Origin of the sequence: Kordiimonas gwangyangensis DSM 19435 = JCM 12864 (assembly GCF_000375545.1) — a bacterium.
Lineage (GTDB): Bacteria > Pseudomonadota > Alphaproteobacteria > Sphingomonadales > Kordiimonadaceae > Kordiimonas > Kordiimonas gwangyangensis.
In genome coordinates, this window is sequence record NZ_AQXF01000006.1 from 140,387 (window position 1) to 162,330 (window position 21,944).

A 21,944-nucleotide genomic window follows, 5' to 3' on the forward strand; every position below is an offset into this window, starting at 1 on the left:
TGAACTGCATGCCGCATAGCCTAGCGAAGACGCGCCTGTACGCAAGTGTTTCACGACAAGATGAAGTTCCGGGCGGCAAGGCAAAAAAGCCAAAGAATACAAAGGCTAAAACCGCCGAGTTCAAGAAAACTCGCGCGACTGAGAAGAATTCTCCCTTGCCATAACAGCAGAAAAGCTTAAGCCTTACGCAAAATAAATGAGGGGTGTCCCCGGGGAGAGAACACACCATGTTATCCACTTGGTTCAAAATCACTTTATGGAAACGCATCATGGGCATGCTCGTGCTGGGCATCATTTTTGGTGCGCTGGCTGGCGAAAATGCCCTTGTGATCAGCTGGATGGGCGACATCTTCTTACGCCTTATCCGTATGATCGTGGTGCCGCTGGTCTTTATCACGCTTGTATCCGGTGTCGTTGCCATGGGCGACCCGAAACGGCTGGGATCACTCGGCATCAAGACGCTGTCGCTTTATATCGGCACGACGCTTGTCGCGATCACCATCGGCCTTGTGCTGGCGGCGATCATCCAGCCGGGTGTTGGCGTTGACCTTGCGGGCGCTGAGGCCAAAGGCCTTGCGGAAGCGCAGTCGCTCAAGGATCGCCTGCTCACGATCATCCCGATCAACCCGATTGCAGCGCTTGTGGAAGGCAACATGCTTGCCATCATCTTCTTTGCCCTGTTGCTTGGCACCGGTGTGCTGCTAACGGGCGAAAAAGGCAAACCGCTTGCCGCGCTTTTCGATTCCGGTTCGGAAGTGATGCTCAAGATTACGCATCTTGTGATGGAAGTGGCACCATTTGGCGTGTTTGCGCTGATTTCCGGCACCGTTGGTCAGGGCGGTATCGGCCTGCTGCTTGACGTACTGCCGCTTGTTATCACCTTCATGTCCGCCTGCGTCATCCACGTGATCGTCACCCATGGCGGTATCATCAAGTTCCTGCTCAAGCTGCCTGCGGCCCGCTTCTTCCGGGATGTGACCAGCGCACAGCTTGTGGCCTTCTCTACCTCGTCCTCTTCCGGCACCTTGCCGGTCACGATGACGGTGGCTGAAGAAAATCTGGGGATCAAAAAGTCTGTCGCAAGTTCTGTGCTGCCGCTTGGTGCAACCATCAATATGGACGGCTCTGCCATCTATGTGGGCATCCTCGCGGTATTTGCGGCACAAGCGCTTGGCGTGGATATGGGTATTGCAGAATATCTACTGGTGGCCCTTTCGGCCACGCTCGTGTCCATCGGCACGGCGGCCGTGCCGTCAGCGTCCCTGTTCCTCTTGGCAACAGTCATGAGCGTGCTTGGCATCGATGACGCGCAAACCTTCATCATTGTTGGTTTTGTGTTCCCGTTTGACCGCCCGCTTGACATGATCCGGACAGTTGTGAACGTCACGGGTGACCTTGCGGTCGGTACCGCTGTTGCCAAATGGGAAGGTGAGCTGGACGAGGAAACTTTCTGCGCCAAACCGGTCGACTAGGCCAAACGCAGGTTTTTTCTTATCATTCCGACTGCCGGGTGCTATAGGGCGCCCGGCAGTTTTGTTTTATAAGAGTGACATGATGGAAACGCAGAAAAAGGCAGTAGTGCTCCTCTCTGGTGGTCTCGATAGCGCGACCGTGATCGCAATCGCGCGCGACCAGGGCTTTGATGTGCACGCAATCTCCTTCCGCTATGGCCAGCGCCACAGCGTTGAGTTGACGGCTGCGGACCGCGTTGCCAAATACCTTGGCGTGCGGGAGCACAAGACCGCGGAGATCGACCTGCGCCTGTTTGGGGGCAGTGCGCTGACGGCGGATATTGATGTGCCCAAGGACCGCTCGGACGATGACATGAGCCATGACATTCCGGTCACCTATGTGCCTGCACGCAATACGATTTTCCTCTCCTTCGCCCTCGCCTACGCTGAAGTGATTGGCGCGAAAGATATTTTCATCGGCGTGAATGCGCTTGATTATTCCGGCTACCCGGATTGTCGCCCGGATTATATCGCCGCGTACGAGAAGATGGCGAACCTTGCCACCAAAGCCGGCGTGACCGACGACGAGAAAATCCGCATAGGCACCCCGCTCATCGATATGACAAAGGCCGAAATCGTATCCGTCGGCACCAAGCTGGGCGTGGATTATTCCATGACCATCAGTTGCTATGACCCGGACACAGAGGGCCGCGCCTGTGGCCACTGTGACAGCTGCCAACTACGCGCCAAGGGCTTCAAGGAAGCGGGCCTCAAAGACCCGACACTCTATCAGGACTAAGACGCATCATGGTCTACACGGTCAAAGAGATGTTCTACACGCTTCAGGGCGAAGGCGCGAACGCGGGCCGCCCTGCGGTGTTCTGCCGTTTTGCCGGCTGCAATCTCTGGACCGGGCTTGAGCGCGACCGCGCCAAGGCGATCTGCCAGTTCTGCGACACAGATTTTGTCGGCACCGACGGCGAAGGCGGCGGCAAGTTCAAAACCGCCGATGACCTCGCTGCGGCAGTCAAAGCCCTATGGCCCTTCGGGGCCGGCGGTGTGCCACTTGTGGTCTGCACGGGCGGTGAGCCCCTGCTGCAGCTAGATGATGCAGCAGTGAAAGCCTTCCATGATGCAGGCTTTGAAATCGCGGTTGAAAGCAATGGCACGGTACTGCCGCCTGAAGGCATCGACTGGCTGTGCATCAGCCCCAAAATCGGCTCGGAGATGATCATCACCAAGGGCGAGGAACTGAAGCTTGTATACCCGCAAGCCGGCGGGGACCCAGTGCAGTTCGAGCATCTTGAGTTCGACCACTTTTTCCTGCAGCCGATGGACAGCCCCACACAGGCGGAGAATACAGCGGCAGCGGTAGACTACTGCAAGGCGCACCCCAAATGGCGCCTGAGTGTACAAACGCACAAATTTGTCGGCATCCCCTGAGCCCTACCCCTCAAGCAGGAAAGACAGCTGGTCATCAGTCTTTTTCGGCGTGAACTGGATCACCTCAGGCGTGACAACGCCCTCCGCAACGAACGGGTCTGCGTTGACGCGTTTTTCCAGCGCTTTCAGGTCGCTTTCCTGCACCAGCAACACGCCACCGGGGCCGGGCTCCAAGTTGCCGACGGCAAGGAAAGCACCATCAGCGAAGCCTTGTTTGATCCAGGCATTATGCCCGTCCTTCAAAGCGGGCGCTTTTGCCCGGTCACCGCTCATCCGCAGGGTTACGATAAACATGGTTGATATCTCCTTCGCTGTCGCCATTTCGGGCCGTGGCTTTGGGAGATATCTGAGCACATGACTGCTGACAGCACATGTCAGCAGTCTTCATTTCAAGACAGGCGCGCCTTGAGGGCAGCGTGAAGGCGTGGGCCAAGTTCTGGCCCCTGCAGCGGGTAGAGGAAAGGCTCAACCAGTTCCATTTCCATCAGCACGAGGCCACCATCATCAGCGCGTACCATATCAATGCGGGCATAGAGCGGTGTCTCGTCGCACGCGGCCAGCACTGATTTGGCGGCTGCAATGTCATCTTCGCTTGGCTCAATCGGCGTTTCCATGCCGCCGTAGCAGGACTGGATGCGGTAGTCACCGTCCGCGGCGGTCTTGAGGAGTGCGTGGGAAAACTCGCCTCCAATGAAAATAAAGCTGAGCTCACCTTCCGCAAGGATCGACGGCATGAAAGGCTGCACCATCATGGCGTGCGGCATCGGGGGTACTGGCTCGCCGCGCGTGAGCTTATGCTGGCCTTCAGCCCCCGCACCTACCTGCCGCTTGGCGATCAGGGTATCCGCGTCAAACGTGTCAAAGGCCGCTGTAATGGCTTCCGGCGTTACCTGATCCATCCAGATGGTCGGGATAAGGCGTGCGCCCTTGTCACCAAGATCTCGCAGGTAGCGTTTATCGGTGTTCCAGCCGATGAGCGCACGGGAATTGAAGACCGGAATATGGGCTTCAATTGCCTCAAGCGCTTTCAGGAAGGCTGGCAGGTTGTTCTGATAGTCCCACGTGGTGCCAATAAGGGCCGCATCAAACTGCGACCAGTCTACATCGGCATCATCCCATGAGACATCAGTCACCTTGTCGCCATGCGCCTCAAAGGCCGGGCGCAGGCAGTCCATCATCTGGTCATGCTCAAAGGCGTCAACGCGCCGGTTGGGGGAGCCGGGCAGCGTGACCTGGCAGGCAAGGTAAGCGAGATGCATGATGGATGGCGCTCCCTAACCGCGGCCGCGATAGGTGGGTACGGCCTGATCCGGTATCCAGACACCTTCAGGCGCGACGCCGGTCTGGAAAAACACATCGATCGGGATACCGCCGCGCGGGTACCAGTAACCGCCGAAGCGAAGCCACTTGGGTTTCATCTCGTCCACCAGCCGCTCAGCGATGCCCACAGTACAATCTTCATGGAAAGCGGCGTGGTTGCGGAAACTTTGCAAGAAGAGCTTCAGGCTCTTGCTCTCGACCAGCGTTTCGCCGGGTACATAATCCAGCACCAGATGGGCAAAATCCGGTTGTCCCGTTACGGGACACAAAGATGTGAACTCAGGGCATGTGAAACGCACCAGATAATCCACGTTCGGCCGCGGATTTGGTACATATTCAAGCACTGCTTCTTCCGGTGTTTGCGGTGCATCCACCTTGGAGCCAAGTTGGCCAAGGCCTTGATAAATCTCTTTGCCCATCACACATATCCTATATGAAAACGGTTAGCCCTGCCTATGCGACGGAGGGGCGGTTTTGTCAAAGATTTTCCGCGAAAAAGCGCGGAACACCTGCAAGTCCCCTTCCCCGCATGCGCATTAACCTTTGTAAGAAAATTACCAAAACCTTAATGGTTTTGAATTTTTAGTTCAGCATTTGTTAATGCGGCTCGTGTAGATTGGGTATCAATGAGGTCAAGAAGTGACCTCGTCGACTGAAGTAGCACTGAGGAAGTTGAGAACAATTAGTCGGCAGTAGGAGAAGAACAATGGCACAGGCACATATTCACAAAGCACGCTTTGCCCCCGGAACCGTGGTTCGCCACCGCCGTTTCGGTTATCGCGGCCTCATCTTTGATGTGGATGCGATGTATAGCCAGTCTCCTGAATGGTATGACATCATGGCTAGCTCGCACCCGCCAAAGGATCGGCCTTGGTATCACGTCCTCGTGGACGGTGAGACCCACACCACCTATGTGGCGGAAGACAACCTCGAGGTATGCACCCAAACGGAAGAGTTTGAGCATCCCCTCTTGAGGCAGCTGTTCACCGCACAAGCAGGTGGTGATTTTGCGAGCCGCCACGTAGTGAACTAGGAGTGTTCACCGCACCGAATTTGAAGAATCCGAGCCCCCAGGCCCAAGCATAACCCCAGAGTTCCGGGGATGAGTAGGTAAAGGCGTCTGCCCCCAGGCAGGCGCCTTTATCGTTCTTTAGTAATAAAACCATGCCCTTAAGTTCTAAGACCATGCGCGCGGAGCGCTCCAGCCATGACAAAAACGCAGGCCTGCCATGCCATATGCCCCGTTGCATGACCTATCCGCACACAATAGGGTTACTCCTTTCTGACAGGAACAGGAAAGAAGTATGACAAATTTCCCGCTGGTTTCGACGGAGTGGCTTGCCTCCCGTCTTGGCGACCCGAGCATTATCCCCGTAGACGCGTCATGGCACATGCCGGACAGCGACCGGGATGCCGAAAGTGAATATCGGCAGGCGCATATCCCCGGTGCGGTTTTCTTCGATATCGACGCAAACTCGCACAAGGCGTCCACCCTACCCCACACCATTCCGCGTGTTGACCAGTTTGAAAACTCGGTCCGCGCCCTTGGAATTGCAAACGACAGCGTCCTCGTCATCTATGACGATAGCGACCTTCGCTCCGGCGCCCGCGCCTGGTGGCAATTCCGTGTCTTCAGCCATGCTGAGGTTTATGTACTAGACGGTGGCATGCGCAAATGGCGCGCTGAAGGCCGCCCTCTCACCAGCGAAATTACCGAGCGCGAACCCACCGAGTTTCGCGGCAAGTTCATGCCTGCGCTCATGCGCACTACCGATGATGTGCTGATGACGATCAAGTCCCGCAAGGAACAAATTGTCGACGCCCGCGCCTGTGCGCGTTTTGAAGGCAGTGTAACTGAGCCTCGTCCGGGTCTCAGGTCCGGCCATATCCCGCATTCGCGTAACCTGCCGTTTGCCGAGATGTTTGCACCCGACAATACGTTCCTCCCAGCAGACGCGCTGAAAGCCAAGATTGCCGCAGCGGGGATCGATATTACAAAGCCGGTTGTCACCTCTTGCGGCTCCGGCATCACGGCCTGCGTGCTCAAACTTGCGTTTGCAAGCCTTGGCAAACACGACGTGGCGATCTATGACGGGTCATGGAGCGAATGGGGCAGCGATATCGGCCTGCCTGTCGAGACAGGACCTGCGGAGAGTTTATGAGCAATAGCAAAAAGACAGACACACAGCTGGTACACGGTGGTCGCCGCGACGACTGGACCCACGGCATTGTAAACCCGCCCGTCTACCGCGCCTCGACCTGTCTTTTTGATAGCTACGCCGAACTGCGCGAACGCTGCGCGGACCCATCGGCCAAGAAACTCTTTTACGGGCGCAAAGGCACACCTACACAGTGGGCGCTTGAGGAAGCGATCACCGAACTTGAGTGCGGCGAAGGCACCATGCTGTACCCAAGCGGCGTTGCAGCCATTACGGGTGCGATCCTGTCGCTAGTAAGAGCCGGCGATCATATCCTGATCACCGATAGCGCCTACGAGCCGACCCGTACCTTCTCAAGTGGGCTTCTGAGCCAGATGGGCGTGGAAGTGGAATATTATGACCCGCTCATTGGCGGCGACATAGAAAAGCTGTTCCGCGACAATACCCGTCTTGTGATGACGGAAAGCCCAGGTTCCCTGACCTTCGAGGTGCAGGACCTGCCAGCTATTATCGCTGCGGCCAAGAAGCACGATATTTACGTGGTGGTGGACAACACGTGGGCCACACCACTTTACCTGAAGCCGCTTGAAATGGGCGCGGATATCTCGATCCACGCAGTGACCAAATATATTGGTGGGCATTCGGATATCATGCTCGGCAGCGCCACTGCAAACAAGCGCACCTTCAAGGCGCTGCAGCGCACCGCCTACCAGCTTGGTCAGACCTGTTCACCTGATGACGCCTTCCTCGCATCGCGCGGTATCCGCACGCTTGCTGTGCGCCTCAAAGTTCATGAAGAAAACGCCCTCAAGGTCGCAGCGTGGCTCAAAGACCAGCCAGAGGTTGCACGTGTGCTGCATCCCGCGTTTGAAGACTGCCCTGGCCATGACATTTGGGACCGCGACTTCGCAGGCTCCACCGGGTTGTTCTCGATTGTCCTCAAAGGCGGCGACTATCCGGACACGGCGGCGCTCGTGGACGACCTCGCGCTTTTCAAAATGGGTTTCAGTTGGGGTGGGTATGAAAGCCTGATCCTGCCGTCCGATCCGCGCGGCTGCAGAAGTGTCACCGAATGGAAGGGTGAAGGCCCCGTTGTTCGTATCCATATCGGCCTTGAAGACACCGACGACCTGATCGAAGACCTCGCGGCTGGCCTCAAACGCTATAGAAAACGGATTGGAGCATAGGCACCCAGATGATCAGCGACTTTGAGCTTGCAGCGCTGACGCTCAGTTTCAAGGTTGCCATTTGGGCGACGCTCCTGAGCCTGCCAGTAGCCATTCTTGTCGCACATGTCATGGCACGCCGCACATTTGCTGGGAAAACTGCGCTTGAAGTCCTGCTGCATGCCCCGCTTGTGGTACCTCCCGTCGTCATTGGCTATATTCTTCTAGTAACCCTAGCCCCGAACACCGCATTTGGCGCCTGGCTCGAGAGCATCGGCCTGAGCCCGGCTTTCAAATGGCAGGGTGCCGCGCTTGCAAGTGGATTGATGGCTTTCCCATTGATGGTGCGTGCGATTAGGCAAGCTTTCGAAGCAGAGCCCAAAACCTACCGCGAGGTCGCCCTTACGCTAGGCGCAAGCCCATGGCGCACCTTCTGGCGCATCAGCCTGCCACTAGCCCTGCCCGGCATCCTCTCCGCCACCGCGCTTGGATTTGCGCGTGCTGTTGGTGAGTTTGGCGCCACCATCACTTTTGTTGCCAACATTCCCGGCCTGACGCAGACCTTGCCGCTCGCGCTTTATAGCGCGGCTCAGAGCCCCGGCGGCGAGGCGGCAGCAGCACGGCTTGCGCTTCTTTGCCTTGTGCCCGCCATCGGCAGCCTTGCGGTATCCGAATGGCTCTCTCGTCGCGCACGCCGCAAACGGGGGCTGGCATGAGCATGCGGGGCCAGGTCGACATTCACTGGCGCACTGGTGAGCTTGAGGGCTTCGCCCAGTTCAATCTGCTGCCCGGCATAACTGCCCTCATTGGCCCGTCGGGAGCTGGCAAGACCACGCTGGCGCGGCTGATAACCGGGCTTGAAGCGCCCAAAGGGGGCACTATTACGCTGGATGGGCAGCGCCTGTTTGACAGCCGCGAGAATATTGATGTGCGCACGGACAAACGCATGATCGCGCTTGTACCGCAGGACAGCGCCTTGTTCCCGCACATGAGTGTGTATGAAAACCTAAGTTTCGGATGCAGGATCGATGAAGACCTGCTGATGGGGCTTTGTGAAAGAGCGGGCATCCGTAACCTTTTGGATGCTCGCGTGCATGAAATCTCTGGCGGGGAAGCGCGCCGCGCGGCCATCATCCGCGCAATTGCCAGCGCTCCGAGACTGCTGATACTCGACGAACCCATGAACGGCCTTGACCCCAAAAGGCGGCGCGAGATGATGGCACTGATCCGGGGCCTGAGCGACACCACCGGCCAAATGGTGCTGATGATTACCCATCAGGCCGAAGAAATGCTGACAGTGGCGGACAATGCCATCCTGATGGATGGCCTGCGCGCCACCGTCCATGGGCCGCTACAGCAAGTGTTTGCGCGCCCTGAGACCTCTGAACTGCTCGATCTCGACGATGCAGGCGAGTTGATCATCGCCACCATCAGCGACCGGCAGGACGGCATGATCGGATGTGCGCTTGGTGGCCAAACCTTGTGGCTGCCCGATGACGGCGAAGACATTGGCACCAAGGTGCGCCTTCGCGTTCTGGCGCGGGATGTGGCAATTGCAAAGCAGCGCATAGAGGGCATCAGCGTCATTAACCAGATTGAGTGTTGCCTCGTTCACATCAACAAGCGCCGGCGTGGCACAGATCTTATGCTAGTGCCGAACGGGACAGACCTGCACCTCAGCAGTCGCATCACTGCGCGCTCACTGACGGCCCTTGGCCTCAAGGAAGGTGATACGGTTTATGCACTCATCAAGGCTGTGGCGGTGAAGGAACTGGTGGCTACACCTAAAAGCGCAAGCGGTAGCTGATCTGGATGATGCTCTGCTCCTGATCGGCTGCGTAGCCGATTTGCTTGCGGGCAGGCCGCCAGCTATCAAGCTTCAGATATTCAAGGATCAACTGATCGCTTTTGCGGAATTCACGCGATAGAGCCACCGTCCACGCGTGCCCCCATTCGTTGTTGTTGTCCTCAACCACAAATGTATTGTCGTCGGTTGCAAACCAGTCATACCGCACGCTCAGCCTATTGCGGTCAAACTGCTGGCTCGCCAGTACAAACACGGCTTCAAAGTCCACATCGACCGGGTATTGCCAACCCGCACGCTGCCTGCCCATTTTGGTATTGCCGGTCATATACTGACTGATGACGGTCATGCCGCCCCACGGTTCAGCTTCGGCATAAACGTTCCAGAAACGCGTGTCCCAGCCATATTGCTTGCGCTTGATAACCTCCGGATCGCCCCGGTTGTCATAATAGAAGGCACCGGCCTTGAACTGCCCTGCGTAGTCCCAATCAAGTGAGGCATAATAGCCGGGCTTACCGTCAATCTCATTGATCGGATGAACCCAAAGTGGCTGCTTGTTGAGGAAATCGGAGTCCGCGCCAATCGAGGGCAAATCAGCGAGCGGTAATTGGCTGAATGCACCAACCTTATAATCGTTAAGTGCCCAACCACGGAACGCGAGCAAGGTGCCTGCGGGGTCATTGAAGCCGAAAATCGCTGCGGTGAGCGAAAGGCTATGAGCACCGGTCTGATATGTCGCCTTACCTTCAAGGGCAAGGGCACGCACTTCCTCACCCACCCAGCTATTGATGGCAGACGGCGTAATTGTGTAGGGCGTTGTCCAGGCGAAACCGATATTCTCCCTGGAGATATGCGGAAACATCAAACCGAGGCGCGCTTCATAGGCAAGGGAGGATTTAGGCGCTGGCTTGAACTTCAAGTAAGCTTCCACAAGGTCAACTGGCTTGTTTTGCTCATGATCGAACTTGGCGTGCACGAACGCGCTGAAGTCCCAATTGATCTCCGCCCGCGCAACTGCAGACACTTCGGCCAGGCGAAGTTCTTCCACGTCATTGCCCGCCCAGTGGGTACCTCCGTAACGCCCCTTACCAAGCCAATCCTTGAACCAGCTGGGTTCACCATCCGCCAAGGTGACTCGCGCATCGGCGAGAAAATCGACTTTCAGGGTTGGGAAGCCCTCATCAGCGGCCACTGGCGCACCGACGATAGGCAAGCACAGAAACGCCGCCAGACTAGTTCGTTTCATATCCACCTTCCTCGAGAAACTTCTCAAGTTCCTGCGCAGGTACCGGGCGGGAAATATGATAACCCTGCAGCGTGTCACAGCCGTATGCCTTGAGGCGCGCGACTGACTCTTCGTCCTCAACGCCTTCAGCCGTTACCGCAAGGCCAAGGTTATGGCCAAGCTCAATGGTGGAGCGCACAAGGATGTTGTCTTCCTCACTTTTGGCGAGGTTCATCACAAACGACTTGTCGATCTTGATTTCGCTAACCGGCAGCTTCTTGATGTAGCTAAGTGACGAATAGCCGGTGCCATAGTCGTCAATGGAAAGCGTTAGCCCCATGGCCGCAAGCATGTTGAGCACATCGAGTGCGCGTTCCATGTCGTGCATGACGGCGCTCTCTGTCACTTCAAGCTTGAGAAGCCCTGCAGGTACAGAGAATTCCTTCAGGAGTGCCAGAATTTGCGATGGCAGGGCACCGTTCATCAGGTCACTGGTAGACAGGTTCACCGCCACTGCGAGATTGAGGCCCTTTTTCTGCCAGTCTGCAATCTGCTTGATGGCAGCGCGAAGGCCCCATTCGGTGAGGTGACGCACATCACCCGTACGTTCGGCAAGCGGAATAAAGTCATCCGGCGGCACAAAACCACGGGTCGGGCTGATCCAGCGCACAAGCGCCTCTGCGGCGGTGATCTTGCCCGTCGCGAGGTCAAGTTTCGGCTGGTAAGCAAAACGGACTTCACCGTTCTTGAGGCCCACACGCAGTTCACTCATCATCGACAGGCGCTGCGTTTGCGACTTGTCGGTGTCCGGGTCATACCAAGCGAAACCCTTGGGCGCAGAGCGGCCTTTATCAAGCGCCGCGTAGGCGTGGCGCAGCAACACCGCGGTGTCATCGCCGTCACCCGGGAACTTGGCAAGGCCAAGTTTGGCGCGGGCGTCAATCACGATACCGGCGACATCAAACGGTGTGAGGAATGAATTCATGGCGAGCGAGGCAACGATCTCCGCTTCATCGGAATCGCGTAGGATAAAAGCGAAACTTTCGGTCGTCAGACGCGCCACATCCGTGCTCACCACTTGACGCAAGCGTTCACCGACACAGACCATCAAGTCATTCACATTGCGGTGATTCAGAACAGTACGCAGTTCAGGTATCTGCTGCACTTCTGCAACCACTATGACAAATGACTTGCTGTTCTCAATGGTCTGATCGAGCAGTTCCTCGAACATCAAACGGTTCGGGAAGCCTGTTTCAGTATCGTGGAAGGCCTGAAACTTGATCTTGGTCTCACGCTCCTGCACCGCATCAACCATCTGGTTGAAGCTGACGGTCAAGTCAGCGACTTCGTCACCTTCCGTTGGCGACGCAACTTGCAAATATTCACCCGCAGTGATGCGCTGCGCGGCGTCAGCAAGGCGGCGTAGTGGACGTGTTACACCGCGCGACACCACAACGCTGCCCGCGATCAAAAGCACAAGACCGCCGATGAGGGTAAAACCCATGGCAACAACGAGTGGGTCATACGGCTCAAGCGCGACATCGATTGAATAGTAGAGAAGTGCACCAATACCGGCATCGCCCTCACTGGCATGGAGCGGCAAATGCCAGAACAGGTGATCTTGTCCGCTAAAGTCAGCGCTGAAGGCGCCAGCCGCAAGCGGGTGAGTGCGTAGAAAGTCCGCAAGCGCGGCACGCTCTGATGTAGCGCCGGCGAGCGCATAATCGCCATTGCCGCCGTCATAGACAAAGGCGATTTCAAGATCGATGGGCGACAGGCTTTTGATCTCGCGCGCTGTGGCTTCATTCAACTCCATACCAAACGCGATCCAGGCAGTCGGGATCGGCGCGAGGACCGGCACAACAACTAATTCATAGATGCGGCCATCGATTTCCACCATGCGCGCGGCGGAACCATTCTCTTCCGCCTCGATTTTCATATCATCTGGAATTGGTGTGGAGGCCGGCAGGCTATCCCCTGCCCCGGTGCTTGCGACCAGTTCATCGTCGAGATCAAGAATATAGGCGAGATCCGCACCAAGACGGGCCCGGTGGTTGCGAAGTGCCGACATAGCCGTCGCCTGATCATCCGGGTTATTGATAGCGTCGCGGAAGCCATAGTCGCGCGACAACAGAAGCGCGCTTGCCGAGAGTTTTTCCACCCGGTCGTCCAGAATACGTTCGAACGTGCGCGCGGATGCGCTGAGCTGTCCTTCAATTTGCTCTCGTACATTGTTGGTAACGGAGCGGTAGAAAAACAGGGCTATAACCCCCATGACCACAAGGAAAAGTACCAAGTAGACTATGGTAAGCTTGGTCTGAAACCTGAATTTCAGCATGCCTAATACTCCTCGCCCTGCGGCGGCGTCTGCGCACGCCGCACACTGCGCAGCTTGATATTCAAACTCAGCTCATTGCTGCCAGTGCCGGTAAGAGTGACCGGCTTCATGTCGTCGCCCCCCTTCTTTTCGTCAGGATGCCACACATGCACTTCATAACCACCCGCGGGTAGGTCAGTGAACAAAACTGTACCATCAGCGCCAGTTTTGGCCAGCACAGGATGTTCGCTCACATAGATATAGGCGAGCATATTGTCGTGGATATTGCAGCCAAGAGCCACCACGCCCGGCTTGTCAAACTCGATGGAGTTCGTGGTGTCTTTGCCATAGAGGCGCAGCTCGAACCGCTTGGGTTTGGAGAAGGAATAGACCTGATGACGGAACTCGTCCTGATTGGGGAATGTGACGACCGTGCCCACCGTGACAGGCAGGACAAACGGCCGAAACAGTGTGTCTTCCTGTGTCATAATCGCTTCCGCCTGCGGCTGTGGCATCTTTAGGTTTGGCGCCATTGGCTTGAGGCTGACAACGGCATTTTCCACCAATTCGCCACCGTCGGCCTGCACGCTCACGCGCAGTTCCGCAGCGTTTGACATGCCGCCGGAGAAGACCACCATTGCTGCAATCAGGAAAAAACGTTTCACCAGGTACTCCCCATTCGCGCCCAACATCTGGAAATCATTATAATTTCTATCACTAAGGTACCAATCAATTATTGGTTATGGCAAGGCGGGAAGAATGGGTCATAGTATAGATGAACCATGGTCCATCTTGCACAAGATTTTTTACTTCGCCATGGTGTCACGACAATCTGGGAGGAACGACCAATGAAAATTACAAGAAACTTCAAGCGCACCTTTATTGCGCTTGCGGCATCAACCGCACTGATGAGCACCGCCCCTCAACCCGCCAGCTATGCGTTCGCAGAGGATACACCCAACATCGAATGGGACCTGACGGACCTCTACGCAAGTGCAGAGGCATGGGAGGCTGAACGCCAGCGTGTGCTGGAAGAAATGAAGGAAATCGAAGGCTTCAAGGGCAAGCTGGGCAAGGATGCCAAAACCCTGATGGCGGCGATGGACAAGCTGTCGAAAGTACAAAAGGAAGCCGTGCGCCTGCTGGTGTATGCTGTGCTTTCTGCCGACGAAGACCTCCGTGTTTCAGAGAAGCAGGAAGCTCGTTCGATGGCGCAGTCGCTCTTGTCATCCCTCAACCAAGCAACGGCCTTTGTATCGCCGGAGCTGATCAAGGTTGGCAGCAAGAAGATCGAGCAGTTCATCAAGAAAGAGCCAGGCCTCGCCAAACATGCCTTTGGCCTTCGCGATACACTGCGCCAGGAAAAATACACCCTTGGTGAACAAGCGGAATCCGTGCTCGCGAACGCGGGCGACGTGCTGTCTGGTCCGGGCCAGATTTATGGACTGATGGCGAACGCCAGCATGCCGTGGCCAACCGTCACCCTTGCAAGCGGTGAAGAGGTCATGCTGAACCAGTCGGCCTACAGCAAATACCGCGCTGTGATGAACCGGGACGACCGCAAGAAGGTGTTTGACACCTTCTGGGGCACATGGAAAACCTATGAAGCGATGCTGGGTGCTACGCTATCCACGCATGTGCAGGGGCATATTTTCACCGCCAAATCCCGAGGTTACGATAGCGCGCTCGATAGCGCCGTATCCGGCAGCAATATTCCGACGGAGGTTTACCGCGCGCTTGTGAAGTCCGCGAATGAAAACCTGCCGTCCATGCACCGCTACCTCAAGCTGCGCCAGCGCCTTCTCGGCCTTGATGACCTGCATTATTATGACATCTACCCTGAGGTTACCGCTCTTGACCGCAGCTTCACCGTAGATGATGCCAAGGAAATGACCATCGTTTCCCTCGAACCGTTTGGTGAAAAATACCTCAGCCACCTCAAAAAGGGCTTTGAGGGCCAGTGGATGCATGTTTACCCGCAGCCTGGCAAACGCCCGGGGGCCTACATGTTCGGCTCCGCCTATGACGTGCATCCATACCTCCTGTTGAACTACAATAGCGGCTTTGAGGATGTCTCCACCTTCAGCCATGAGTGGGGCCACGCGGTTCACACCATGCTCGCGCGTGAAAACCAGCCGTATGAGATGGCAAGCTACACAACGTTTACGGCGGAGCTTGCCTCCACCACCAACGAAGTGCTGTTGCAGGAGTATATGCTGGCCAAAGACCTGCCGGACGAAGAGCGGCTATATTACATTGACCGCGCACTTGAAGGTATCCGTGGCACCTTCTTCCGCCAGACAATGTTCGCAGAGTTTGAACTGCGCATCCACGAACTGGCAGAGAAAGGCGAAGCCCTCTCCGGCAAGAAGATGACCGAGCTATATCTTGAGCTTCTGCGCAAATATCACGGCGAAAAAGAAGGCGTGATGCAGATTGATGATACCTACGGCATCGAATGGGCTTACATCCCGCACTTCTACCGGAACTTCTATGTCTACCAGTATGCCACCTCTATCTCGGGCGGCACCGCCTTTGCGGAGCGCATGCTTGCGGGCGACGACACCGCGCGCGACGATTATATCAGCGTGCTTGAGGCCGGTGGTTCGCGATACCCCTATGAACTGCTCAAAGATGCAAAAATCGACCTCGCCTCAGAGGTGCCCTACACCACGCTCATCAACCGTATGAACCGGCTGATGGACGAGGCGGAAAAAATCCTCGACCGCATGGGCAAATAACCCCCTACGGTCAGGCAAACAAAAAAGGCGGGCAATTGCCCGCCTTTTCCTTTTTTATCAGTGACTTAAGATTAGAACTTCACCTTCACGCCCATATTGGCAGTCCAGTCATACTGCTCATGCTGCATGAGGAAGTCGCCGTCGTCATTGCGGTACACCGCCTGGAACGGACGGTCATTCGCATTCGATACCTCGCCGTAAACCTTGATATTGTCGGTGATGGCATAGGAGGCTGAGAAGTCCCACTGTTTGTGGTCAAGCACATAGCGGTCGCCAAAACCACCGGCATTGAGTTCATCAAGATATTCATCCCGATACGTCATCGCGGCGCGAAGGCTGATCGGGCCCTTCTCGTAGCCGAGTACGATGTTGGCCACATTCTTCGACGTTTTCGGCATCGGGATCACCCGGGTTTCCTCACCGTCGAAGACCTCGGCTTCACTGTCCACATAGGTGTAGTTCAGGCCGACAATAAGGCCGTCAAGCGGCCCCGGCAGGAAGGTCAGTGCCTGCTGGTAATTGAGCTCAATACCCTTGATCGTGCCCTTGTCGCCGTTGAACGGACGCACAACTTCATCAAAATAGATGCCGTTCACACGCACACCTTCCAGCGTACGGTCGACAATGAAGTTATGGATGTCCTTGTAGAATACGCCCACCGAGATAACGGCATCATTATTCGGGTACCATTCGATGCTGGCATCAAGGTTGTGTGCCCACATCGGCACGAGGCCCGGGTTACCGATTTCACCCTCGGTCGTGCGCTCAACAACACCGTCGTCAAGCTCTTCCTCATATTCGATGACCCCGGTAGGGACCACCTTGCTGATGTTCGGACGAACCACTGAACGGAAGTACGCCAGACGCGTGACAAGGTTTTCCCTCGGCTCCCAACGCATGTTGAGGCTTGGCAGGAAATAGTCATAGTTACGGCTGCGGTTTACCGGCGTAACGTCGAGTACGTCTTCGGTTTCCGGGTCGCCGTCCTCGTCCAGTACCGGCAGGCCGGTATCGGGGTCGGTTACGACCTCTTCACCGGCAAAGACAAAGTTGCTGTTGGTTTCGAAGTCGGTGTATTCGTAGCGCAAACCGCCAACAATACGCAGGTTGCCAATGTCGATACGGCCCTGCATGTAGGTGGCGTAGATATCTTCTTTTGCGTCATATTCCACCGCTTCATCGCCAAGCGCGCTATCAATCGCGTTGAGCTCGAAATTGCCGCGGTTTGCGAAGAAGAAATCACGCAGTGCCGGACTACTGGCGCCCAGATTGCCGACAGCCATGTCGAGCGGATAGTCCGTCGCAGCACTGAAGTCGTCGAGCGTATAATCGCCGAGGTCTTCGTATACCAGGAAGTTGGCATCCAGCTTCTTCTTGCGCAAGCGCGCCTTGGCACCCCACTTGAGCTGGAGCGGGTTGTCACCGGCATAGGTATCGTAGGCAAGGTCGAACTTGAATGCGAGCTGTTTGTCAGTCGCCTTGTTGTCGGTGTATTCGATGGCGTCTAGCTCGTAGGCGCTCAGATCCTGAATACCCTGCAGGTCAGCAAGCGACTGGAAGGTCGAACCCGGCATCATCCGGTCCGAGAAAACTACGCCCGAATTGAAGTCTTCGCCTTTGAAATCGGTGTCGACACGATCGGGCTCCGCTTCTTCCGCTTTCGAATATGCAACCGAATAGGTCGCCGTCAGCTTGTCGAAGTGGCTTTCGCCGCCCATGACCACGCTATAGATTTTCTGTGTCTCGATACGGTCTTTGAAGTCACGGTCAGCCTCAATGCCGTTCATATAGACAAAACCGTCAGAGCCATCTGCCGCGCCGAGGTCAAATTCGCCATCGCTCAGCTTCAGTTCCATACGGTTGCGGTGCTCTGTGTCCTTGAAGTCAGAGAACAGGCCACGGATATAAAGCTCGTGATCATCACTCGGGCGGAAGTCGAGGTTCAGCGCAGCGCCGATACGGCGACGCTCGACCACATAGTCGCGGAATTCAACCTCTTCAGGATAGAGGCCGTCGATGGTCTGGTCTTCGTCGTCCTCGTCCGTCCAGTCACCGTCGATCTCGATATTATCGGTGCCGAATTTGCGGTTGTAGTAGCTGATGGAGCCGGCAATCGCAAAACGCTCATTGAAGGCGTTCGCGAGCGTGAGGCCGAATTTCGGCGTGATCTCGTCCTGCTGGCGGTTATAGCTGCCCTCAGCCTTGGCCTTGATGAACAGGCCGTCCTTGTCGAAACCCGAGAGCGTCTTGATGTCGACGTTACCGCCGATGGCGTCAGCGTCCATCTCAGGCGTCAGCGACTTGGTGACTTCAACGGTCTCCAGAAGGTCAGACGGGATAACGTCCAGCGCCACCTTGCGGTCGCCAGCTTCCGGCGACGGTAGACGCACACCGGAAATCGATGAGGATGACAGGTTCGGGTCAAGACCACGAATGATCACATAGCGACCTTCACCCTGGTCATTCTCGACCGAAAGGCCCACGATACGGCGGACAGCTTCTGTCACGTTCTGGTCGGGGAAGTTGCCTGCAGCGTCAGCGGACAGGAAGTTCGACACATTGTCTGCAGCGCGCTGTTTGGAGATGGAGCTATTGAGGCTACCGCGCTGACCAAGGACAAAAATTTCCTCGATGTCGTTGGCGTTGCCACCAATGGTGAACTCAAGCTTACCGCCCTCTTCCGTTACCGTCACTTTGCGCATCATCGGCTCGGCGCCGATATAGGATACGATCACGGTATATTCACCGGCAGGCACGTTGTTGAAACGGAACGTACCATCGCTGCCGGTGGAAGCGCGGCGGTTCAGCTCCTCAATCTTGATCACTGCGCCCTCAAGCGCGGAGGATGAATTCTTGGTTTTAACCTGTCCGGTTACATCTGCGCCGTGGGCAGCGGTCGCAGCAAGGACAGCAAGCGCGCTTGCGGACGCGAGTGCCGCCTGGCGCAGTTTGGTGCGTTGCGTATCAAAAGACATGGATTTTCCCTGAACCTGTAAATTGGTTATGAGTATGGGCCCGTCCACTTATGAGATGTGGCGGCTTGTCTTTTGATCGGCTGTAAATGTGACAGCGCGGTTAAGCGAAGGTGAAGCTTTTTTGTCGGTCCACCGGTAGCATTCCTGTGTGGCGCTCAGGTAACACCCTGAGGTTACGGCGTATCCTTAAGCGCCGCAAGCGCGCCCGAAAAGAACTCGCGCCTCAGAAGAATGAGTACGACAAAGAGTGTCCCTGCCATGAAAATCCACGGACTGAAGAACCAGCCCAGCACAGCAAGGCCGAAGAAATTGGCCCGCAGCCCTCTATTGAAATGGTGTCCGCAAAGTGCTGCAAGGCGTGAGGCTGTTTTGGCGCGGGCAGCAGCCACGTCACTCCCGCTATCCGCCGGGTCGCACATGGCGCCCACGGTGATCGCGCAATAGTTCGCGAGCCGTATTGCCCACGCAAACTTGAAAAAGGCGTAAACGAAGATAGCGAGCAGCAGAGTCAACTTAATGGACCACCGGCCCGGCGTGATCGGGTCCGCAAACGGAACCGAGGAAAAAGCTGCACTCAGTTCCTCATTATAGGTAAGGCCTGCGATCAAACCACCGATGACAAAAATATTGGTGGAAGCAAAAATGCTGACACCTGAAACCAGAACCCCAAGGATATTGCTATCCAGCATCCTGAACTCACGCCGCCGCGCTTCCTGCATCCAGTTTTCGCGCTGCCTGTCAATCGCGGCAGATATGGACCGGGCGCGCAGCTTGCTGTGGTCAGTCACGAGTGTGTAGGCAGTGGTCACCACGCCAAAGAATGCAAGCGCCAAAAGGTCTGCATGATTCATATACTCCAAAAACTGCATCAGACGGTCCATTCCCTGCTCAGCGCCCTCAAAATCCAACCCACATTATCACCACGCACCCGCTGGAATTGCAATGGAGGTCGTTTCATAGACTTATCACTATTCAAGTGCTAACACCCGAAATTATCGAGGGTTTTATGCGCTTAATAGTTCTGTTTGTTATTCTTTTGGGGACCGCCGCCTACGCGGAAGAGACTTCAATGCGTTCCGTGCTTCGCGGAGGCAAGCTATTCTCGCTCTGTGCCAATTGTCATACAGTTGGCCCCGAGGGTGAGCACCGTGTTGGACCCAACCTGTATGGCATTCTTGGGCGCAACATAGCCTCGGCGCCGGAGTTTGGCTATAGCCCTGCACTCGAGAACATGGACGGTGTCTGGACCGCCGCCACGCTCGATGAGTTCCTGCAACGTCCGAACCATGCCGTGCCGGGCACTGACATGAGCTTCCGCGGGCTTAACAACCCAACAGACAGGCAAGACCTTATCAACTGGCTGGCACTTCAGGCAGACAATAGCCCGCTCCCACCCGAGACTGATGCCCTTCCAGAAGCACTTCTGAAAGGTAACGCGGACCGCGGCGCGGAACTGTTTCATCCGTGTCAGGCGTGTCACAGTTATAAACAGGGTGAGCCCAACATGATCGGGCCCAATCTTTTTGGTGTGGTCGGCCGTCCGATTGCGTCAGCAAAGGGTTTCCACTACAGCGAATATATCCTGCGCCTGAAGGGAGACTGGACCCCCGAGCGCCTGAACGCCTTCATGTTTGAGAGTAAGCGCTTTGCCCAAGGTTCGCACATGGCTTTTAATAGCCTTGTAACCCTTGCGGACAGGGCCGACCTGATTGCATGGCTGCAAACTATTTCGCCAGACTACAAGGCAGCTCAGCCGAACGAATAGAAGGTTCGTTTTGCACGAATGATGCGCACGATTTCCCGGCGGTGAATAAGACTTGCACCTGCTTCCACTGCCCAATCAATGCGCGGCCCAAATAGGTCGAAGTGCTCCTTCGCGCTGCCGCGCAATTGAAGCCAAACAGGCTCAAGCCCAATCTGGAAGCCAAATTCTGTCAGTTCACAGGTGCCGTCAACACCGGGAATGTCTGACAGCAGGTGTGATGAAGGACCAAAGCGGTGCCCCCAATCAAGGGGCCGATCAAGAAATATAGCCATGGGCTAACGATGCCAAAGTTCGTTAGCCCCGGCAAGTCGTGTGCTAGAGCACACCAGCGATTGCGCGTGCTACGTAAGGGATATTCTCGTCCGTCAGGCCCGCAACGTTGATGCGGCCATTGGAAGGGAAGTAGATGGACTTGTCTTTTTGGATTACGGCAACCTGCTCTGCCGTCAGGTTTAGAAGCGAGAACATGCCGGTCTGGCGCGCGACACCTGAGAAACGTTCACCGCAGCCTTCACGCACAAATGCGTCAGCCAGACCACGACGCAGGCCGTTCACCCGGTCACGCATGCTCGAGAGTTCCATGATCCACGACGCTTTCAGGTCGCTGTCCTCAAGGACGGTTGTTGCGAGCGCCGCGCCATGTGCTGGCGGCATGGAATAGTTCTCGCGCGCCAGACGGGCGAGATTGGTGCCGAGTGCATCTTTGGTATCAGCGCGTGTACCTTTAACAAACAGGGCGCCAGTACGTTCCCGGTAAAGGCCGAAGTTTTTCGAGCAGGAGTAGGACAGAAGCGCTTCAGGTTGCGCGGAGAAGATGTGGCGTACGGACTCAGCGTCGTCATCAAGGCCCGCTGCAAAACCCTGATAAGCCATATCGAGGAACGGGATCAAACCTTTCTCAAGCAACAGGTCAGATACACGCTTCCAGTCAGCAACTGCGAGGTCTGCACCCGTCGGGTTATGGCAGCAAGCATGCAATAGGACCACATCACCCGCTTGGGCATCGCCAAGCGAAGCCAGCATTGCTTCAACATCAACGGACGCCGTTGCCTGATCATAATAAGCATACTGCTTGTGTTTAAGGCCCGCAGCAGCCAATGTCGGCACATGGTTTGCCCAGGTTGGGGTACTGACCCACACGGTGGTTTCAGGCTTGGCGTAGGCAATCAGTTCGAAAGCGAGGCGAAGGGCGCCACAACCGCCCGGAGTTTGAATACCTGCAAGATGATCACCGAGGTTGGCACGCAGGTCATCGCCAAACACAAGCTTGGCAACGGCATCCGTGAAGCCCGGCCAGCCACTAGGGGCAATATAGACTTTGCTGCCCTCGTCTGCACAAAGGCGGCCATATGCCTGTTGCACAGCACCCAGAATGGGTGTCTTGCCCTCCGCCGTCTTGTAAACGCCAACGCCAAGGTCAACCTTTTCCGGGTTGGTGTCGGCTTTAAACAGGGCGGAAAGACCAAGGATCGGGTCAGCAGGCAACTTATCTAGGTGGGAAAACATGGCAGGCCTCATGATGTCAGATATATCTGGACACAAATTTGTTTCAATTGAAACTAAATCATATTGTGTCCT

General features: G+C 56.1%; 20 protein-coding genes. 10 read left to right on the forward strand and 10 right to left on the reverse strand.

The features are described 5' to 3' along the window. The first annotated feature begins 227 nt into the window (after positions 1–227). From B150_RS0116880 to queE, 3 genes are all read left to right on the forward strand, one after another. Positions 228–1,472 carry a dicarboxylate/amino acid:cation symporter gene (locus tag B150_RS0116880; RefSeq protein WP_025896020.1) on the forward strand — a complete coding sequence of 415 codons (1,245 nt, stop codon included), beginning with the start codon at positions 228–230 and terminating at the stop codon, positions 1,470–1,472. A gap of 82 nt (positions 1,473–1,554) precedes the next feature. Next, positions 1,555–2,250, forward strand: a complete 696-nt coding sequence (queC, locus tag B150_RS0116885; protein WP_025896018.1) for a 7-cyano-7-deazaguanine synthase QueC — start codon at positions 1,555–1,557, stop codon at positions 2,248–2,250. A gap of 8 nt (positions 2,251–2,258) precedes the next feature. Beyond that, positions 2,259–2,894, forward strand: a complete 636-nt coding sequence (queE, locus tag B150_RS0116890; RefSeq protein WP_020401128.1) for a 7-carboxy-7-deazaguanine synthase — start codon at positions 2,259–2,261, stop codon at positions 2,892–2,894. 3 nt (positions 2,895–2,897) lie between these two features. Here the strand turns inward: queE and B150_RS0116895 are convergent, their stop codons facing one another. From B150_RS0116895 to queF, 3 genes are all read right to left on the reverse strand, one after another. Beyond that, a complete protein-coding gene (locus tag B150_RS0116895; protein ID WP_020401129.1) occupies positions 2,898–3,188 on the reverse strand; it encodes a YciI family protein in 291 nt (96 codons plus the stop codon). A gap of 95 nt (positions 3,189–3,283) precedes the next feature. Then, positions 3,284–4,153: an ATP-grasp domain-containing protein gene (locus tag B150_RS0116900; protein WP_020401130.1), complete on the reverse strand. Its 870-nt coding sequence runs from the start codon at positions 4,151–4,153 to the stop codon at positions 3,284–3,286. A gap of 15 nt (positions 4,154–4,168) precedes the next feature. Continuing rightward, on the reverse strand, positions 4,169–4,633 hold the full coding sequence (gene queF / locus B150_RS0116905) for a preQ(1) synthase (RefSeq protein WP_020401131.1): 465 nt from the start codon (positions 4,631–4,633) through the stop codon (positions 4,169–4,171). 287 nt (positions 4,634–4,920) lie between these two features. On the opposite strand from queF, the gene hspQ reads away from it, so the two are divergent. From hspQ to B150_RS0116930, 5 genes are all read left to right on the forward strand, one after another. After that, positions 4,921–5,247, forward strand: a complete 327-nt coding sequence (gene hspQ / locus B150_RS0116910; RefSeq protein WP_020401132.1) for a heat shock protein HspQ — start codon at positions 4,921–4,923, stop codon at positions 5,245–5,247. 271 nt (positions 5,248–5,518) lie between these two features. Further along, positions 5,519–6,376 (forward strand): 3-mercaptopyruvate sulfurtransferase, encoded by an 858-nt coding sequence (sseA, locus tag B150_RS0116915; RefSeq protein ID WP_020401133.1) that lies wholly within the window; start codon positions 5,519–5,521, stop codon positions 6,374–6,376. After that, on the forward strand, positions 6,373–7,560 hold the full coding sequence (metC, locus tag B150_RS0116920; RefSeq protein ID WP_020401134.1) for a cystathionine beta-lyase: 1,188 nt from the start codon (positions 6,373–6,375) through the stop codon (positions 7,558–7,560). The genes sseA and metC overlap by 4 nt, the downstream gene beginning before the upstream one ends. Positions 7,561–7,568: 8 nt before the next feature. After that, positions 7,569–8,255: a molybdate ABC transporter permease subunit gene (gene modB, locus B150_RS0116925; RefSeq protein ID WP_020401135.1), complete on the forward strand. Its 687-nt coding sequence runs from the start codon at positions 7,569–7,571 to the stop codon at positions 8,253–8,255. Next, positions 8,252–9,346: an ATP-binding cassette domain-containing protein gene (locus tag B150_RS0116930; RefSeq protein ID WP_020401136.1), complete on the forward strand. Its 1,095-nt coding sequence runs from the start codon at positions 8,252–8,254 to the stop codon at positions 9,344–9,346. Before modB ends, B150_RS0116930 begins: the two co-directional genes overlap by 4 nt. On the opposite strand, the gene B150_RS22695 is transcribed toward B150_RS0116930, so the two are convergent. The 3 genes from B150_RS22695 to B150_RS21665 are packed head-to-tail and all read right to left on the reverse strand — an operon-like array spanning position 9,324 to position 13,550. After that, positions 9,324–10,589, reverse strand: coding sequence for a hypothetical protein (locus B150_RS22695; RefSeq protein ID WP_020401137.1), 1,266 nt, complete (start codon positions 10,587–10,589; stop codon positions 9,324–9,326). The genes B150_RS0116930 and B150_RS22695 overlap by 23 nt on opposite strands. After that, complete coding sequence (locus tag B150_RS21660; protein WP_020401138.1) at positions 10,576–12,906, reverse strand: putative bifunctional diguanylate cyclase/phosphodiesterase; 2,331 nt, start codon at positions 12,904–12,906, stop codon at positions 10,576–10,578. Before B150_RS21660 ends, B150_RS22695 begins: the two co-directional genes overlap by 14 nt. A 2-nt stretch (positions 12,907–12,908) precedes the next feature. After that, positions 12,909–13,550 carry a cupredoxin domain-containing protein gene (locus tag B150_RS21665; protein WP_155860116.1) on the reverse strand — a complete coding sequence of 214 codons (642 nt, stop codon included), beginning with the start codon at positions 13,548–13,550 and terminating at the stop codon, positions 12,909–12,911. A 183-nt stretch (positions 13,551–13,733) separates the two neighbouring features. Between B150_RS21665 and pepF the strand changes: the two genes are divergently transcribed. Continuing rightward, positions 13,734–15,626 carry an oligoendopeptidase F gene (gene pepF, locus B150_RS0116950; RefSeq protein ID WP_020401140.1) on the forward strand — a complete coding sequence of 631 codons (1,893 nt, stop codon included), beginning with the start codon at positions 13,734–13,736 and terminating at the stop codon, positions 15,624–15,626. 71 nt (positions 15,627–15,697) lie between these two features. On the opposite strand, the gene B150_RS0116955 is transcribed toward pepF, so the two are convergent. Beyond that, the gene (locus B150_RS0116955; protein WP_020401141.1) at positions 15,698–18,601 is read right to left on the reverse strand and encodes a TonB-dependent receptor; all 2,904 of its coding nucleotides are present in this window, start codon (positions 18,599–18,601) and stop codon (positions 15,698–15,700) included. 173 nt (positions 18,602–18,774) lie between these two features. Beyond that, positions 18,775–19,452: a DUF599 domain-containing protein gene (locus tag B150_RS0116960; RefSeq protein ID WP_211205950.1), complete on the reverse strand. Its 678-nt coding sequence runs from the start codon at positions 19,450–19,452 to the stop codon at positions 18,775–18,777. Between the two features lie 218 nt (positions 19,453–19,670). Between B150_RS0116960 and B150_RS22700 the strand changes: the two genes are divergently transcribed. Further along, complete coding sequence (locus B150_RS22700; RefSeq protein ID WP_020401143.1) at positions 19,671–20,366, forward strand: c-type cytochrome; 696 nt, start codon at positions 19,671–19,673, stop codon at positions 20,364–20,366. On the opposite strand, the gene B150_RS0116970 is transcribed toward B150_RS22700, so the two are convergent. Further along, positions 20,351–20,638, reverse strand: coding sequence for a DUF4031 domain-containing protein (locus B150_RS0116970; protein ID WP_020401144.1), 288 nt, complete (start codon positions 20,636–20,638; stop codon positions 20,351–20,353). The two genes, B150_RS22700 and B150_RS0116970, sit on opposite strands and share 16 nt — an antisense overlap. Before the next feature lie 43 nt (positions 20,639–20,681). Continuing rightward, positions 20,682–21,872 (reverse strand): amino acid aminotransferase, encoded by a 1,191-nt coding sequence (locus B150_RS0116975; protein WP_020401145.1) that lies wholly within the window; start codon positions 21,870–21,872, stop codon positions 20,682–20,684. Positions 21,873–21,944 lie beyond the last annotated feature (72 nt).

Bases quoted from the DNA above. Each gene is read 5' to 3' on its own strand.
- B150_RS0116880 (WP_025896020.1), top strand. From the start codon at position 228: ATGTTATCCACTTGGTTCAAAATCACTTTATGGAAACGCATCATGGGC.
- queC (WP_025896018.1), top strand. From the start codon at position 1,555: ATGGAAACGCAGAAAAAGGCAGTAGTGCTCCTCTCTGGTGGTCTCGAT.
- queE (WP_020401128.1), top strand. From the start codon at position 2,259: ATGGTCTACACGGTCAAAGAGATGTTCTACACGCTTCAGGGCGAAGGC.
- B150_RS0116895 (WP_020401129.1), bottom strand. From the start codon at position 3,188: ATGTTTATCGTAACCCTGCGGATGAGCGGTGACCGGGCAAAAGCGCCC.
- B150_RS0116900 (WP_020401130.1), bottom strand. From the start codon at position 4,153: ATGCATCTCGCTTACCTTGCCTGCCAGGTCACGCTGCCCGGCTCCCCC.
- queF (WP_020401131.1), bottom strand. From the start codon at position 4,633: ATGGGCAAAGAGATTTATCAAGGCCTTGGCCAACTTGGCTCCAAGGTG.
- hspQ (WP_020401132.1), top strand. From the start codon at position 4,921: ATGGCACAGGCACATATTCACAAAGCACGCTTTGCCCCCGGAACCGTG.
- sseA (WP_020401133.1), top strand. From the start codon at position 5,519: ATGACAAATTTCCCGCTGGTTTCGACGGAGTGGCTTGCCTCCCGTCTT.
- metC (WP_020401134.1), top strand. From the start codon at position 6,373: ATGAGCAATAGCAAAAAGACAGACACACAGCTGGTACACGGTGGTCGC.
- modB (WP_020401135.1), top strand. From the start codon at position 7,569: ATGATCAGCGACTTTGAGCTTGCAGCGCTGACGCTCAGTTTCAAGGTT.
- B150_RS0116930 (WP_020401136.1), top strand. From the start codon at position 8,252: ATGAGCATGCGGGGCCAGGTCGACATTCACTGGCGCACTGGTGAGCTT.
- B150_RS22695 (WP_020401137.1), bottom strand. From the start codon at position 10,589: ATGAAACGAACTAGTCTGGCGGCGTTTCTGTGCTTGCCTATCGTCGGT.
- B150_RS21660 (WP_020401138.1), bottom strand. From the start codon at position 12,906: ATGCTGAAATTCAGGTTTCAGACCAAGCTTACCATAGTCTACTTGGTA.
- pepF (WP_020401140.1), top strand. From the start codon at position 13,734: ATGAAAATTACAAGAAACTTCAAGCGCACCTTTATTGCGCTTGCGGCA.
- B150_RS0116955 (WP_020401141.1), bottom strand. From the start codon at position 18,601: ATGTCTTTTGATACGCAACGCACCAAACTGCGCCAGGCGGCACTCGCG.
- B150_RS0116960 (WP_211205950.1), bottom strand. From the start codon at position 19,452: ATGAATCATGCAGACCTTTTGGCGCTTGCATTCTTTGGCGTGGTGACC.
- B150_RS22700 (WP_020401143.1), top strand. From the start codon at position 19,671: ATGCGTTCCGTGCTTCGCGGAGGCAAGCTATTCTCGCTCTGTGCCAAT.
- B150_RS0116970 (WP_020401144.1), bottom strand. From the start codon at position 20,638: ATGGCTATATTTCTTGATCGGCCCCTTGATTGGGGGCACCGCTTTGGT.
- B150_RS0116975 (WP_020401145.1), bottom strand. From the start codon at position 21,872: ATGTTTTCCCACCTAGATAAGTTGCCTGCTGACCCGATCCTTGGTCTT.